This is a genomic window from Acinetobacter sp. YH12040 (assembly GCF_013420005.1).
In the GTDB taxonomy this organism is placed as follows: domain Bacteria; phylum Pseudomonadota; class Gammaproteobacteria; order Pseudomonadales; family Moraxellaceae; genus Acinetobacter; species Acinetobacter amyesii.
Map to the genome: position 1 here is coordinate 59,152 of NZ_VOZB01000001.1, position 15,721 is coordinate 74,872.

Here is a 15,721-nt window from a genome sequence, read left to right on the forward strand (position 1 = left end):
ACATTTTTGAAGCCTAATAAGTGAAATAAATAAAAATACTCAGCGTATGTGATGTGCTAAGCATTGGTCGTTTATGACTCAAAAACAGGAATTTTGAGACATTATTTGATATCGAATACCCAGTTATGCGCTTCTTTATCACTGGTGGTTTCACAGACATAGTAATCTTGATCCCACGCATCTTGGTTAAAGATTTCTTTTTTGTGGTAAGTCATCTGTTTGCCATTTTCGACACAGACAAAGCTTTCGCCTTGATCTTTGACTTGGGTTCCGTTAAGGAAACCACCTATGCAGAGGAAGCGGGATTGTTTGGGCATTGAATATTAAATCTTGATTTTAAATAGATTTCATCATTTAAACACAAGTTAATACATTGTCACTAATTCAATATTTTCATCTAACTGCTCAGTCTTATGATAGCTAGGTTCATTTTTAACCAAGATGAAATCTTTATCCGAAAATTGACCAATTAATATTCTTAGCATTGTATAGTCTTCAGTATCTCCATCATAATCTTTAGAATAATTAAAATCTAAGTAAAGATGGTAAAATTTATCATCGCATAAAAAATTCAAAAATCCATATATATGATCATCTATTTTAATCTGACCAAAATCATCATACTCCATAGTCACACAGTAACTTTTATATAGCTCATTATTATCTTTAGAAACATAGTTAAATGAAATTGAATTATTATTTTTACCTTTAGATATATAAATTTTATCACTATCTTTGCTATATATTTGTTTATTACAAATATAAGATATAAAAGGAAATATCAAGTTCGGGCTATTAAATCTATAAATCTCAGGGAGTTTATTATTGCACTTTAACCATATATTTTTATCAAAGGCATTCTTATCATAGTATCCAAATGCACATAAAGAAGGAAATACCAAATTTCTATTTAAATCAACAAAAGACATATGCTCTAAAAAACTATATTCTTCAATCAGCTGTCTATATGCTTCGTAATTACTATCTTTCTCATCATCCATTATATAACAATTTATCGCCAATAATTGAGTTAACTCGACTGACAGATATGATCTAATTAAATTCGTGTAAAATTTTAAATCCAAACCATTTTTCGAAATTTTACTTTTATTAGAATTAACAAACTTAAGAAGTAAGTATAAATTTCTAAAAAAGTCTCCAAAAATATGATTGTTATTTCTCACAACAACTTTTGCATCATGCAAATTTAAATCTTTAACCATTTTAATAATTTCACTTAATTTATCATGATCTAAATTTGATTTAACATCTAATAAATTATTAATTAAGAGAAAAAATTTATTTTCAAAATCTTGCTCTAAATTCCTTTTTCTATCATTTATATAAGTTTTTCTTACGTAATAAATAGCAATTAAAGTTAATATAATTGAAACTAAACTAGATACACCTGATAAACTGCTTCCAATATAACCTACATTAATAAGATAAGGATCTTGATCAAATTGATTTATGTTAACATATGATAAGATTTTTAAAATTATAAAAGAAAGAACAAAAAAAGTTAATATCGGAGAAATTATCCACTTTAAAACCCAAACTATAGTTATATAAACTATACTTTTTTCTTTATCTTGTTTAGTCACTGACATAAAGATGAAGGCTAATTAATTAGCCTTCATCTTATATAATTACTACTTAAGTATCAACAAATTAAGGCAATTAAACAGCAATTTTCTTCTTATCAACTTCTTTAGATGCGTCTATGTAAGACTTCATATCGTCTCCACTTAATTAACTTAGCTTTGACAACGGCTTAAACTCTCATCTATATAACTTTTATCTAATTGATTTATTTTAAGTGAATTAAATAATCTCGCTAGTCTTTGTTTGTTCCCTGGATATGTACAATATAGTTTTTGAATGTCCTGAATTTTCCTAGATGACGCCAGTTTTTCCAATGAGTTTACCGCCCCTTGCTCTACACGCCCCCAATTCACATCCAACTTATTTAAATCATATTTATAACTATTTGCTGTATACATAATATGGTAATAGTTAAAATCTTGATCAGTAGGATTCAGCTTCTGTATATCATTTACAACCATACTGATCGCATCATAATTTTCACCAAACCATTTATTATTAAAATATGACATGTAGGTATTATAAATGACACGCTGTTTTGGGAACTTTATAACACCATCTTGATAAGCCTTTAAATACTCTTCTTCCATCCCTAAATCTGCCAATGTGATCAGCACAATGTAATAATAAAAAGGATCTTTAGATGCGACTTCATAATTATCGAATAAAAAATTAAGATTTCTTATAGATTGCTCACTAAAATACTTTATATTTTTCTTAGAAACATTCGCTGAATAATCTCCACCTCTGACTTTCCATGCCTGCTGTCTTATCCATAAAGCGTAATAAATATATCCTAACGGTGAGTCTGGTACAGCTTTTATCCACTCCTGCCCTACTGAAATATTTTCAATAAAATAATTGTTAGACGTCACTCTTGAACGATTAACGATATACAGCAAGGTATCTAACAATGCGGTATGCTTAAACTTACCATCAATATTATATTCTTCACTATTTAATAAATATTTGGCTTTATCCGATATTTCTTTGAATCTTTTTTGCTCAATCATATCTATCATTTTTGATTGAATTTCGGCATTTGTCTCAAAATTACTTTCTACTGCAAACTGCTTTTTACTCAGTTTTGAATACGAAACATCAGCATAGGTATTTATTGAAAATAAACAAAACCCAATTAAAGCGAACATATTAATTTTCATAATTTATCTCGATTAGTTTTTTATTTTTATGTTTTTATTTACACATGAACGAAGAAAATCCCACTCGGAAGTGGGATTTTCTATTCTACTTAATCAATTAAGATAATTGAGCAGCAGCAATTTTCTTAGTATCAACATCTTTAGAAGCGTCAGTATAGTCGCTCATTTTGTCGAAGCTTAAGTATTGGTAGATGTCGGCAGACATGCTATCAATTTGAGCTGCGTATTCTTGGTACTCAGCTGGAGTTGGTAATTTACCAAGTACAGCAGCAACAGAAGCAAGCTCAGCGGAAGCTAAGTAAACGTTCGCACCTTGACCTAAACGGTTCGGGAAGTTACGAGTAGAAGTCGATACACAAGTAGTGTTCGGAGCTACACGTGCTTGGTTACCCATACATAATGAACAACCTGGCATTTCTGTACGAGCGCCAGCTTTACCATAGATGTTGTAGAAACCTTCTTCCATCAATTGACGTTCGTCCATACGAGTTGGAGGAGCCAACCATAGACGAGTAGATAAAGAACCACCAGGAACTTTGTCTAGAAGTTTACCAGCCGCACGGAAGTGACCAATGTTAGTCATACATGAACCAACGAATACTTCGTCAATTTTTGTACCAGCAACGTCAGAAAGCAATTTAGCGTCATCTGGGTCGTTCGGGCAGCAAAGAACTGGTTCAGTGATTGTAGAAAGGTCAATTTCATACACTTTAGTGTATTCAGCATCTGGATCTGCTTTGATTAGGCTTGGGTTCGCTAACCATTTCTCCATGTTTTCTACACGGCGCGCCATAGTACGAGCATCGCCATAACCTTCAGAAATCATCCATTTCAACATAGTAATGTTTGATTTAAGGTATTCAGCAACTTTCTCTTCAGAAAGCGTGATAGAACAACCAGCAGCAGAACGTTCAGCAGATGCATCAGAAAGTTCGAACGCTTGCTCAACAGTAAGGTCAGTTTCCATTTCTGTAAGGTCGATCTCAAGGATACGGCCAGAGAAGATGTTTTTCTTACCTTTTTTCTCTACAGTTAAGTCGCCTTCTTGGATCGCAACGTAAGGAATCGCATGTACTAGGTCACGTAGAGTGATACCAGGTTGCATTTTACCTTTGAACTTAACAAGCACAGACTCAGGCATGTCTAGTGGCATAACGCCAGTTGCAGCAGCAAACGCTACAAGACCAGAACCCGCTGGGAAAGAAATACCGATTGGGAAACGAGTATGTGAGTCACCACCAGTACCAACTGTATCTGGAAGAAGCATACGGTTTAACCAAGAGTGGATAATACCATCACCTGGACGTAGAGAAACACCACCACGGTTCATGATGAAATCAGGAAGCGTGTGCTGCATTTGAACGTCAACTGGTTTTGGATACGCAGCTGTATGACAGAAAGATTGCATAACTAGGTCAGCAGAGAAGCCTAGGCAAGCAAGATCTTTAAGTTCGTCACGAGTCATTGGACCTGTTGTATCTTGAGAACCAACAGTAGTCATCTTAGGTTCACAGTAAGTACCTGGAAGTACACCTTGACCTTCAGGAAGACCACAAGCGCGACCAACCATTTTTTGAGCTTGAGTGAAGCCTTTACCAGTAGCTGCAGGTTGAACTGGAGTACGGAATAAAGTTGAAGGTGCAAGACCAAGAGCTTCACGAGCTTTAGTTGTTAAACCACGACCAACGATAAGGTTGATACGGCCACCAGCACGTACTTCATCTAAAAGAACTGGAGTTTTAAGTTCAGATTCAGCGATTTGAACGCCGTCTTTGAACGCAGTTACTTTAGCAGCAGCGTGGTCGATTTTAAGCGTGATTTCGTCGCCCATGTTCATGTTTTGAACATCGATTTCTACTGGCAATGCACCAGCATCTTCCATAGTGTTGAAGAAAATCGGAGCGATTTTAGAACCTAAGCAATAACCACCGTCTTTTTTGTTCGGAATGTGAGCAATTTCGTCACCAAAGAACCAAAGTACAGAGTTAGTTGCTGACTTACGAGAAGAACCAGTACCAACAACGTCACCTACGTAAGCAACTTGGTTGCCTTTCGCGATAAGCTCTTTGATTTGGCTAAGTGGACCAACTTCGCCAGGAACTTCTGGATTGATACCGTCACGTACGTTTTTAAGCATTGCGTTAGCATGTAACGGAATGTCTGGACGGCTCCACGCGTCTTGTGCAGGTGACAAGTCGTCTGTGTTCGTTTCGCCAGTTACTTTGAAAACTGTAAGTTTGATTTCTTCAGGAACGTCTTTACGGCTAGTGAACCATTCAGCATCTGCCCAAGATTGCATAACTGCTTGTGCATTCGCATTGCCCGCTTTTGCTTTATCAGCAACGTCGTGGAAGGCATCAAATACAAGAAGAGTTTTCTTAAGTGCGTCAGCAGCTAATTCACCAAGCTCTGCATCATCAAGAAGTGCAACTAAAGGAGCAACGTTATAACCACCAAGCATAGTACCTAGTAGGTAAACCGCACGTTCTTTAGTTACTAGTGGAGAAGTCGCTTCACCTTTTGCCAAAGCAGCTAAGAAAGCAGCTTTAACGTATGCAGCTTGGTCAACACCCGCTGGAACACGGTTTTCTAGTAAATCAACTAAAAATGCTTCTTCGCCAGCTGGTGGGTTTTTTAATAATTCAACTAATGCAGCTGTTTGAGCATCGTCAAGTGGCTTCGGTGGGACTCCGAGTGCGGCACGTTCTTCAACGTGTTGGCGGTAAGCTTCTAGCACGGTGTTATTCCTCTTTTTTAAAAAATTATTTACGCATTCCTGCTTTAAATAAAGCTACGCAAATAATATGGACTGCTAAATTTTACTAAAATTCCAGTTAAAAGTTAATGCACTACAAGTGTTTCTTCGTGATGCCCGTTATTTTATAAATAAATGATCCTCATATCGTTTATACATTAAGCAAAATCAATACTTAGAACACGCTTTTCTTGCGTATATTAACTTTTGACTAAAATTAACCATCAAAAAAAAAGGCAACTAAATGTTGCCTGTTTTTATCGGTATTGGATATTCCACCTTAGTGTACAGTGGTTGCAGTGATATATTGCTGAAGTTCTGCTCGATCGCCTGTAAATCTGAGGTACCATTCGTCCTGACATGTGGTTTGATGTTGATTACTTGCAAAGCTGATATCGACCAAATAGCGTTGAGAAAATTCATCTACTTTTTGGCGTAATGTGACTTTATCTCCAATGCTGAGCACGTAGTTCCCATCACCGATAATTGCTACGCCTTGTTCATCTTCTAGGAGTAGATCTGAGTGATGCATATAACCTATAACGTCCATATTCTGCTCCTCTACTGTTTTTTATTCTCCATTTCATTATTCATTAAAAAGATTTGCTTTTCTATATTTATGATTTAGCAAGTTGTCACAATTTGTATTTCGCTCTGCTTAGGCTATTTAAAAATCTTTAAGCATCTCATATTCAAAGTAACCCGAAGATAAATATGCATTCGCAAAATAAGCATGAACTCCATCATATGGCTAAACAACGGATAGTTGCCCCGTTGTAACTACTCACTGCTGAATAGAGCCTTTAGGTTTTGCTTTACGCGCTTTCTCGCATAAAAAACCGTTCCTTAGAACGGTTTATAATCTGGCATTTCGGTATGCGGTGTTGCGATACATTTTTCAGTAAACTCAGCACGAATTTTTTCACGTGCTTTTTCAACATCAGTATTAATCTCAGCTTGCGGCAAGGCATAAACTTCATCAATAATGTTCAGGATAAATCCTTTGGTGGTTTCATCCTCAATTTTGTTGGCATGCTCAACTGCTTTGTCTTTTTCAATTGCATTTTGACGATCTAACATAATCGTACGTGCAGCATTACCTACACTGCGGCAGTAACCCTGCCACTGCTCTTCAGGGGTTAATGGTTTTTTTTCAGCACAGCCGACCAAAGCCACCATAACGGATAAAGCAAATAACTTTTTCATGAACTTCTCCTTACGAGGGGCAATATAAAAGATCGTAATGGATTTGTCATTTAAATTAGTCGCAACCGAACAAACAAAAAAAGCCCTTTCGGGCCTTTTTTATGCGTTTAAATTAACCACAAGTTGCTTGAATAATCTTTTGATTGATTGGATTTACAGTGACGGTGACGCGCTCTACACGATAATCCATTGTTACTGGCTGCCCAGGTTTTACTAAACGGACAATTTGAGCTTGGCTAATTGCCTTGATCTGATCTTCAGTCAATTTTGCTTGACCAATCAGCGTCTTAGCCTTATCAGCTACACATTCAGTTTGGCTACTACGGAATAATGCCCACTCTTCAACCACTTGTCCGTTTGGCAGATGGCAATACCCGACCTGAGCATTTGCTTCATCACGAATTTCAAGTTTACCTTTTTGTTCTACACAATACTGGCTGGCTGGATTTGCCATACCAATTTTTTCTGGTGTCGTTTCAGTTTGCTGTGTTGTGCTACAACCCGCCATAAATGCTGTCAGTGCAGCTAAAATCCATATATTTTTCATCAAGTCTATTTCTGAATATAAAAATTTAACTTATCAAGTTTGTGCCAAATAAACGAGTTGTTTATTGAAATTTTTAGTTGTCATTCCACTTTCTGTAATTAGGCAGCAATGTGCCCTATGTTCAAAATACAGAACGTCATTTTCTTTGAACTGATGATGATTTTTGCAATATTTAAAACGACTAAACTTGTCGCAGCTTTGATTTTAAAGGTTTTATAAATTTGAAAAATGACCTGCTCAACGCGTATGCTAAAAAAGTACTTTTCTTCAAACACGCCACGTTGCGTAGGAGCAAAATATGTCAAAAAAACTGCCGATTTATTTTTCGGACGAAGCTTGGTCGTCTTTGCAACAGCTCATGGGCGCAGATGGCAAACCCAGTCCCACCATCAATGCCCTGCTTGAAAGGCAATATCAAGAACTATCTATGGATCCATTTTTGGATTCTTCGCTCAATGTTCAGCCTGTTCAGAAAAATACCCGTATTGAACTTCCCGTTGCCTTGGAACGTATTCCTGCTGGCCCAGCTTTCGCCAATAAAGATGTTTTTGAAAAAGTCTTAGACCTAAATGATTATTTGGTAATTAACCCGCTCGCTACATTTATTGCGCATGTCGATAGCGAGTCTTTACTCAATGCCGGTTTTGAAATTAATGATACTTTTTTAGTCGATCGTAGCTTAGAAGCCAAACATGGCGATATCGTGGTTGCACTGATTGATAATCGTGAAATCACCTTAAAGCGATTGATGATCACCGCAAAAATGTCAAAAGAAGAAATTGCCGACATTTTTGGTGACCCCAATAAAGTCTTACCCAAAATTTGGCTAAAAGCAGAAAATCCAGCCTATGCGCATATTATCCCTTCAGATAGCGAATCTATCGTTGTTCAGGGTGTTGTGACCTTTAATTTAAAGCAATTTTATAAGCGCTCATCACACACCTAAACACAAGAATTCACCATGAAAGCTGCAAATAAAATATTTGCGTTAGTTGACCTTAACAACTGCTACGTCAGTTGTGAGCGTGTCTTTAACCCAAAGCTCAATAATGTCCCTGTCGTCGTGCTGTCCAATAACGATGGCTGTGTTGTATCTCGAAGTCAGGAAGCCAAAGACCTCGGGATTAAAATGGCTGTGCCGGTCTATCAAATTCAGGATTTAATCCAACAGCATCATGTTCAGGTGTTGTCGAGTAACTATGCTCTCTACACCGAAATGTCTAATCGATTTATGAATATTTTAGGCATGTATGTCGGCCCCGAAGACCGTGAAGTTTACTCGATCGATGAGTGTTTTTTAGATTTCACTGCCTATCAAGAACTGTTTGATTTGAGCCTATATGCCAAAGAAATACGAGATACGATCCTAAAATGGCTAGGTTTAACCTGCTGTGTCGGGATTGGTCGCTCTAAAACGGAAGCCAAAATGGCCAACCATTTTGCCAAAAAAAATGCTTATTTGAACGGTGTGTGCAATTTAGTTGAAATGGACCCTTGTTCCTCAGAACAACTCCTTGTCCAGACACCAGTCAATGAAGTTTGGGGCGTCGGTCGCAATCATACAAAAGCCCTGAATCAGCTTGGCATTCATTATGTTTTAGATCTGATCAATGCACAGCCTAAAGATATTCGAAAAAAATTTAGTGTGGTGATGGAAAAAACCGTCTTGGAACTGCAAGGTCTATCTTGTCTGTCTATTGAAGAAGAAGCGCCGAGCAAACAGCAAATTATCAGTAGTCGTTCCTATGGTCAGCCTGTCTACGAACTGGAAGATATTAAGGCCTCTATTCGTGTATATATCGCGCGAGCCGTCACACGTTTAAGAGCAGATCATTCTCTATGTCGTATGGTGGGAGTGTTTATTCAAACGAGTCGCTTTAATTCTGCTGAAAAATACGCACCTTATCTGGCCATTACACTGAATGAGCATACCGATGACTTAATTAGTATCACCCAAGCAGCAACGCGTGCCGTCGAAAAAATCTTTAAAGCAGGATTTAAATATAAAAAAGCCGGTGTGGTGTTATTAGAAATCATTCCAAAACAAAACTTTACCCCAGATTTGTTTTGCGATATGGCGTTAAGACAAAGCCGTTTGAAACTGTCCGACACCATCGACGATATTCAAAAAAAATTTGGGCATCATTTTGTCTCGATCGGCTTAGCGCAGGACGATGCTGCAACATGGCGGATGAAAAAAAATCTGTGTTCCCCCGCTTACCTGAGTAATTGGAACGAACTACTTCGTGTGAAATGAAACACTATGTTGTAGCGCCGCTTAGTCCTTCTATTGTTTTAACCGAAATGATCATTTGCAATTGCTGAATATTTATTTAGTATTTAAATGAATATTCATTTTTATATTCTCCTATTTTAAATTATGTCTGATGTTCAATTAACGCTGAGCGAATACCTATCTGCGGTCAAAGAAGTCATTCAGTTGGCTTTTGATGATGCCGTGTGGGTCAAAGCCGAGATTCGAAATTTAAACATCAAAGGTGGACATTACTATCTAGAATTGGCTGAAAAAGAACAAGAAAGTGATAGAGTCATTGCCAGTTGTAAGGCCACAATTTGGAAATTTACTGCAAATAAAGTTGTCGGAAAATTTGAACGTGAAAGCGGCATTGAGCTCAGTCGTGACTTAAATGTCTTGGTTAAAGTGCGTGCCAAATTTGACCCGCAGTACGGCTTTTCAGTCAATATCGAAGAAATTGATTCGAGTTTTACCTTGGGTGATCTGGCTCGACGTTATCAACAAATTTTAGAAAAGCTCACCAGCGAAGGTCTGATTCATAAAAATCGAAACTTGCCTGCGCCATTTGATATTCAGCATGTCTTGGTTATTGCACCAGAAAATGCGGCTGGCTTAGGTGACTTTAAAAAAGATGCAGATGCGCTACAACATGCTGGCGTGTGTGAATTTGTCTATCATGCTGCAACCTTTCAAGGAAATACCGCAGCACAAAGTATCCGAGATGCTTTAGCACTGGGTTTAAGACAATGGGCCAATGACTTTCAAACTGCGCCAGATTTGATCGTGATTATTCGTGGTGGCGGTGCTGTTAACGATCTTGCCTATCTGAATGATTATGATTTGGCTGTACTTCTATCTAAGCGTAGCGTGCCAATTTGGGTCGGTATCGGCCATGAAAAAGACCGTACGATCTTAGATGAAATTGCACATCGTTCTTTCGACACCCCGAGTAAAGTGATCGGGGGGATTCGTAATCATATTGTTGAGCGAACTCAGGAAGTTTTAGAGGCATTACAAAGCATTCAACTGCGCTCTCAACATCAAATTGCCCTGTATCAAAGTCAAAATGATCAGTTACTACAGGTCATAAAGACCTTGTCTCAAAGTCAAATCAATGACTCAACTCGGCTCTTACAGCAATACCAAGATAACACTGCTTATTTTGCTCAGTTACAACTTAAAACAGCTGCACAGAATATTGAAATACTCATGCGTGAGACTTTACTGCAAAACCCTGCTCATGTGCTTTCCAAAGGTTATGCCATCGTCCGGCAGCAAGGTCACGCCATTCGCGCAACGAAAAATCTTCAGCCTTCAACGCATTCACCGATTGAAATTGAAATGCAAGACGGTGTCATCACGGCTGACATTCAACATATACAGGTAAAAAATCATGACGACTGATACTCTAAGTTTTAAAGAAGGCTATGAAGTTTTAAAACGTAATGCTGAATTACTCGAATCTCAGCAAGAACCCGATATTGATAATCTTATGAAAATCGTTGAAGAGTCGATGCAAGCCTATAAAGCCTGCAAGACTCGTGTTGAAGCAGTACAACAGGCACTGAATGATACGTTTAAAGATTGATTTCTCAATTCATTATTTGCATAAAAAAACGCAGCCTAAGCTGCATTTTTTTATATTCAAATTTTGACTTCTCTTAGAAGCGCCAATTATAGAACAAGTCGATTGCTCGTTCTAAAGACTGACTCGCTTCCAAGTACAAACGTTGATTCATTTGATAACGTAAGGTCAGTTTATTCACTGGTGTAAATACTCCGACGCCATAACGAATGAATAAGTCAGGTGTGATATAACCAGTCACAGAAACCTGAGTATCATCCCCTGTTCCTTGAGCATCCAATGCCAAACCACTCAAACCAAATGTACGACCAATTTGATTGGTCAATGCACGTGTACCACCCAAGCCCATACTAATACCGGCTGCAGCAATCGTGTTGTTCACATCAGAACGGAAACCTTCCGCCTGACTTAAACCTGAACTTCCTTCATTAATACGACCTGTAATTAAGGCATTTAAGGCTTCTTGTTCAGACAGACCTGCATCGTTATACACCTGAATTGCAGGACTTGATGCTGTACCCGTCACACGAACACCAACGGTACTGCCTTGTACGGCTTTATTGGCATCAATATCTAAAGTTGGGTTCGCCAATGGTCCATTGAAACGGGCAATCGCACGGTTCAAGTCCAGACTTTGACCATAAGCTTCGATTTTCACACGCTGGGAAACACCGATTGCACCATTGGCACGCATTGCTGTTTCTAAACCACGTTGTGTCAAATTCAAACGACCAATCAACGGAATTCGGCTATCAAAACCTTGGAAAATCACTTGATTACCAATATTCACCTGTACGTCAGCGCGAATATCCCAAGGACGTGCCGATTTTAAGATCTCAAGTTGGTTATCACCTTCATGTACCACACGTACATCTGAAGATACCCCAACCACTGTTGCAGAAGATTCTGGCATCGAAATCAATGCGCGCGGCACATCAATTTTACCTTTTAAGGTTAATTTCTTACTGAAAGGCAGCACATCTAAAGATAAATCAGGCGTTACAACAGCGGTGATCAATGGCGCTTGACGGACCAACATTTCATTACCCGTTAAATTCAACTGGATACGTGGATCATTTTTCCAGTCAATATTTCCGGTTAATTTGCCTACACCACGCCCACTGTTAAATGCACCATCAATCGTCGCATGGTTTTGACGTACAGCAGAATACAACTGAATATTGGTCAAGTTCACAGGCAATGAAATCATGCTAATCGAGCCATTTTTCACTCGAATCTCACCATCCATTAAAGGCTGAGACAATGTTCCGCTAATTTTTGCCGCATAAGACAACGTACCGCCCATTGAACGGACATCTTGTATAAATGGTTTTAAGATTTTCAATTGAACTTGGTTAAAGGCCACTTCACCACGGATCGGTTTGTTGGCTTTATACGGGTCAATAATAATATTGGCATAACCTGTACCAATATCAGGAGCTTTGGTATCAAGTCGAATTTGTAACCCTTCAGCGACACTTTTCGCAATCAAACCTACTTCATCATATTTTAAAGTGGATGCTAAATACTGTGGATCTTCAGCTGCTAAACCGAGTAAACCGTCACGAGTCACTAATCGTGCATCAATTTTAGGTTTTGCACCTTTCGCCCAAGACGCTTTTGCATAACCGTTCACTTTACCGGTAATCGCCAGGCCTTCAGGCATAAATGCTGCAAAATCATTTAAGTCTAGGTTCTTTGTCACAAAAGATACATTGCCGCGGTTTTTATTCACACGAATCGGCTGATCAAAACATAATTCACTTTGCTGGCTCATCCAACAATGTGCGCCAACAAATAAGTCAGACTGTGCAGTGTTGTAAATAATCGATGCATTTTGACGCTGCACAAGACGTGTACGCAAGGAGTCAAAATCGCCTTTTTGAATCTGACCAAGCCAATTATTTTGTGCGTTAAAACCACCAGCTAACTGCACATAAAATTTTGATAATTTATTTTCAGCACTGACTTTTAATAAATGCGCATTACGTGTACCGGCCAGTGAAATTTGACCTTTTACAATCTCACGGTTGTTACTGCGTAAATTATCCATCGTTGCCGTTAATAAACTTGGTGAAGTCGCAGAAGTTGGCAACTCGCCTTGCACCCGTATTTTTTTCACACTGAATAAATTATTAAAAGCAAAATCATCTATTGCGATATTGGCAGATGCTTGCAGTCGTGGCTGTGCTTGAACATTTAAGTAGCCATAAGCACGTCCACGTAGACCTGCATAAATTTCATATAACGCTGGTGCATTAATTTTCAATTGTAAATTTTGTGCATTACCAGTGGCTTGAATTTGGTTATTGGCATAAGCCAACAGCAAATTATTCGCTTCAAACTGTTTTGGCATAAAGCCGGATTGATTTGAATTAATCACCATCGCCAAGTTACCTTGACCACGGACAGGTTTGTTATTGATCATACCTGCCAAATTCAGACGTTCAATTTGAATTCGTTTTAGCGCATCTGACCACACACCATTGGTTTTTAAATTTCCAGATAATTCACCCCGTACATTTGAGGCAAAATAATGCGGCTTAAAATGCACCAGTGATGCATTAATATCCCAACCAATGGCTTTTTGTAGTAAAACTTGTCCATTGGCAGAAATTTTACCTGCCACGCCATCATGACGCAGCTCGGCTATTTTAATTAATTCAGGTGTGCCAGATACTTTGAAAATCAAACTGCCTTTACTTGCGGCAACTTGGCTTGCATTGAGGCCACCATCATAATTCACAGCAAAAGCTTTAAAGCCTCCACCTTGTTTCTCATCATGGAAAGTCAGCGCAGCAGTAGATTGACCTGTTAAATGAACTGTTTCATTTTGCTGTGCTAGTCGGCCTAACAAATCAATATTATTCAGCTGAATAATCTGTTGATTTGGTTTTGCATAACCATTGGCTTTTAATGACCCTGTAATTTGATCGACAGGCGCAGCAGCCACGATGGTTTGTGGATTGAACTGCTGTGCTTGTACATTGGCTTGCCATTTCAGCATACGTTTTTCATCAGGCAATTCTACAACCGCGTTACCTTTGAGCTGACCTTTGTCGGCCACATAACTAAAGGCAGGGACATTGAGATTGTTATTTTTCAGATTGAGTTTGGCTTGATATTGTCCAGCAGGCAGAGCACCTTTTTCATGTCGTGACACGGTGGTCGCCACATTAATGTTTTGCTGACCTTCTGTAAGCGCCAATTGCACATTGCCCGAATCACTACTCAACCATCCAACATATGGCACTGCACGGTCTATATTTTTCCAAGACACATCCATCAGTATCGGCTGAGCTTTATTATTTTTAGCAGGCGCTTGATCGAGTTTTAAATTCCAAGTTTCATATTGATCAAAATCCACCAACGCCGTCAGGTGCATGCCTTTTTCAAGGGTCCCTTTAGAAGCAATCTTACTATTTAAACTCACAGGTAGAAAATCTTGAACCACCTGCGGAATCAACTTATGTTTTGGATTAATTTTATCTAAACGACCGCTTACATCCCAAGTGACCTGATCTTTCCAACTCACCACGCCGCCCAAATTGACAGCGCCGCCCATCACTTGACCATTTAGGTTAGTAATATCAAGTTGGTTGACCAAGTCCGTACTCATGAGCGCAGTATATTTACCTTCAGGGATATTGGCACCGCTCAGGTCCGTGTCTAAATCTAAATTAAGACGCTGAATATCCCCTTTGAATTTTGCCAGACCATTTTTAGCAAAAAGCTTTTGCTCAGTCAGTAAAGGTAAATGATAGTTTTTAAATTTGAGTGCACCAAACATTGGAACATGTGGACGCATTGGATGAACCACAGCCCAACCAGTTAAAAGATCTGGGGTATGAGTTGCCACACCAGCTTGAATCGTATCAAGAGATCCTTTAGCCACCACTTGAATATCATGAATGTTCAAGCTTTCACGTAGTGAAGGTAAATTGACAATACCCACAGCATTTAGCGGATACTTGCCTTCAAATTTCATATTCCCAGACGCTTGGCGCACAGATAAATAGCCCATATCCATACGGGTATCTTCAAATTTTAATTCCGTCCCTGACCAAAGCGCTTCATTCAATTCAATGTCATAAAAATCCACACCTGAACTATGGGTTTTAATCAGCATATGATCTAGATCTGCATGATCGACACGAAGGACGAAAGGCAGACGGATTTCACTAAATGCAAAAGGTTTATCGCTAGGTGGGGTCTTGGTAATAATTTGCAGATTTTTAACATCTGCTTTATTTAAATGAATTTCTTTATTAATAATGGCGCGCCAACCGAGTGTAATATCGGCACGGTCAATTTTTACATCGACAGGTTTTAGCGTAACGAGGACATTTCGTAAAATAATGCCCCGCCACAGGTTACCACCTTCATATTCATAGTGAATGATTTGCTGACGTTCCAGAACACGGTCAAGTAAAAACTTACTGCCTTTGTCTGTAGAGAACATGACTGCTAATGCAGCCACCAAAAAGATAAGCACGAACACGAAGGTCAAAATGACACTTCGAAGAATACGACGCTTCTTTGGCAGTTGCTCTACCGGCGTTTCGTTTTCTGGTTCTTGCTGTTCTTGTTCAGTCATAAAAAA

At 38.6% G+C, this 15,721-nt stretch carries 12 protein-coding genes; 4 read left to right on the forward strand and 8 right to left on the reverse strand.

Annotated elements, in window-relative coordinates; all coding sequences use genetic code 11:
* Positions 1-101: 101 nt before the first annotated feature.
* The 7 genes from FTT99_RS00325 to FTT99_RS00355 all read right to left on the reverse strand — a co-directional run bounded on the left by FTT99_RS00325 (position 102) and on the right by FTT99_RS00355 (position 7,276).
* On the reverse strand, positions 102-317 hold the full coding sequence (locus FTT99_RS00325) for a hypothetical protein (RefSeq protein WP_078193934.1): 216 nt from the start codon (positions 315-317) through the stop codon (positions 102-104).
* Between the two features lie 48 nt (positions 318-365).
* Complete coding sequence (locus FTT99_RS00330; protein ID WP_180161150.1) at positions 366-1,610, reverse strand: putative phage abortive infection protein; 1,245 nt, start codon at positions 1,608-1,610, stop codon at positions 366-368.
* A gap of 147 nt (positions 1,611-1,757) precedes the next feature.
* Complete coding sequence (locus tag FTT99_RS00335) at positions 1,758-2,756, reverse strand: hypothetical protein (protein WP_180131841.1); 999 nt, start codon at positions 2,754-2,756, stop codon at positions 1,758-1,760.
* 109 nt (positions 2,757-2,865) lie between these two features.
* Positions 2,866-5,505 (reverse strand): bifunctional aconitate hydratase 2/2-methylisocitrate dehydratase, encoded by a 2,640-nt coding sequence (locus tag FTT99_RS00340; protein ID WP_180131839.1) that lies wholly within the window; start codon positions 5,503-5,505, stop codon positions 2,866-2,868.
* A 298-nt stretch (positions 5,506-5,803) separates the two neighbouring features.
* Entirely contained in the window at positions 5,804-6,073 is a 270-nt protein-coding gene (locus FTT99_RS00345) for a hypothetical protein (RefSeq protein WP_180077016.1), read from the reverse strand.
* A 296-nt stretch (positions 6,074-6,369) separates the two neighbouring features.
* Positions 6,370-6,729 carry a hypothetical protein gene (locus tag FTT99_RS00350; protein WP_078193938.1) on the reverse strand — a complete coding sequence of 120 codons (360 nt, stop codon included), beginning with the start codon at positions 6,727-6,729 and terminating at the stop codon, positions 6,370-6,372.
* A 112-nt stretch (positions 6,730-6,841) separates the two neighbouring features.
* The gene (locus FTT99_RS00355; protein WP_111884976.1) at positions 6,842-7,276 is read right to left on the reverse strand and encodes an I78 family peptidase inhibitor; all 435 of its coding nucleotides are present in this window, start codon (positions 7,274-7,276) and stop codon (positions 6,842-6,844) included.
* Between the two features lie 298 nt (positions 7,277-7,574).
* Between FTT99_RS00355 and FTT99_RS00360 the strand changes: the two genes are divergently transcribed.
* From FTT99_RS00360 to xseB, 4 genes are all read left to right on the forward strand, one after another.
* Entirely contained in the window at positions 7,575-8,222 is a 648-nt protein-coding gene (locus tag FTT99_RS00360; protein WP_180131836.1) for a LexA family transcriptional regulator, read from the forward strand.
* Between the two features lie 15 nt (positions 8,223-8,237).
* Complete coding sequence (locus FTT99_RS00365; protein WP_180131833.1) at positions 8,238-9,533, forward strand: Y-family DNA polymerase; 1,296 nt, start codon at positions 8,238-8,240, stop codon at positions 9,531-9,533.
* 123 nt (positions 9,534-9,656) lie between these two features.
* Positions 9,657-10,937, forward strand: coding sequence for an exodeoxyribonuclease VII large subunit (gene xseA, locus FTT99_RS00370; RefSeq protein WP_180131829.1), 1,281 nt, complete (start codon positions 9,657-9,659; stop codon positions 10,935-10,937).
* A complete protein-coding gene (gene xseB, locus FTT99_RS00375) occupies positions 10,927-11,121 on the forward strand; it encodes an exodeoxyribonuclease VII small subunit (RefSeq protein WP_078188551.1) in 195 nt (64 codons plus the stop codon). The genes xseA and xseB overlap by 11 nt, the downstream gene beginning before the upstream one ends.
* A 73-nt stretch (positions 11,122-11,194) precedes the next feature.
* Here xseB and FTT99_RS00380 read toward each other — a convergent pair whose 3' ends face one another.
* Positions 11,195-15,715 (reverse strand): translocation/assembly module TamB domain-containing protein, encoded by a 4,521-nt coding sequence (locus FTT99_RS00380; RefSeq protein ID WP_180131826.1) that lies wholly within the window; start codon positions 15,713-15,715, stop codon positions 11,195-11,197.
* Positions 15,716-15,721 lie beyond the last annotated feature (6 nt).

Excerpts from the sequence above, each read along its gene's own strand:
- FTT99_RS00325 (WP_078193934.1), bottom strand. The coding sequence starts at position 317 with ATGCCCAAACAATCCCGCTTCCTCTGCATAGGTGGTTTCCTTAACGGA.
- FTT99_RS00330 (WP_180161150.1), bottom strand. The coding sequence starts at position 1,610 with ATGTCAGTGACTAAACAAGATAAAGAAAAAAGTATAGTTTATATAACT.
- FTT99_RS00335 (WP_180131841.1), bottom strand. The coding sequence starts at position 2,756 with ATGTTCGCTTTAATTGGGTTTTGTTTATTTTCAATAAATACCTATGCT.
- FTT99_RS00345 (WP_180077016.1), bottom strand. The coding sequence starts at position 6,073 with ATGGACGTTATAGGTTATATGCATCACTCAGATCTACTCCTAGAAGAT.
- FTT99_RS00350 (WP_078193938.1), bottom strand. The coding sequence starts at position 6,729 with ATGAAAAAGTTATTTGCTTTATCCGTTATGGTGGCTTTGGTCGGCTGT.
- FTT99_RS00355 (WP_111884976.1), bottom strand. The coding sequence starts at position 7,276 with ATGAAAAATATATGGATTTTAGCTGCACTGACAGCATTTATGGCGGGT.
- FTT99_RS00360 (WP_180131836.1), top strand. The coding sequence starts at position 7,575 with ATGTCAAAAAAACTGCCGATTTATTTTTCGGACGAAGCTTGGTCGTCT.
- FTT99_RS00365 (WP_180131833.1), top strand. The coding sequence starts at position 8,238 with ATGAAAGCTGCAAATAAAATATTTGCGTTAGTTGACCTTAACAACTGC.
- xseA (WP_180131829.1), top strand. The coding sequence starts at position 9,657 with ATGTCTGATGTTCAATTAACGCTGAGCGAATACCTATCTGCGGTCAAA.
- xseB (WP_078188551.1), top strand. The coding sequence starts at position 10,927 with ATGACGACTGATACTCTAAGTTTTAAAGAAGGCTATGAAGTTTTAAAA.
- FTT99_RS00380 (WP_180131826.1), bottom strand. The coding sequence starts at position 15,715 with ATGACTGAACAAGAACAGCAAGAACCAGAAAACGAAACGCCGGTAGAG.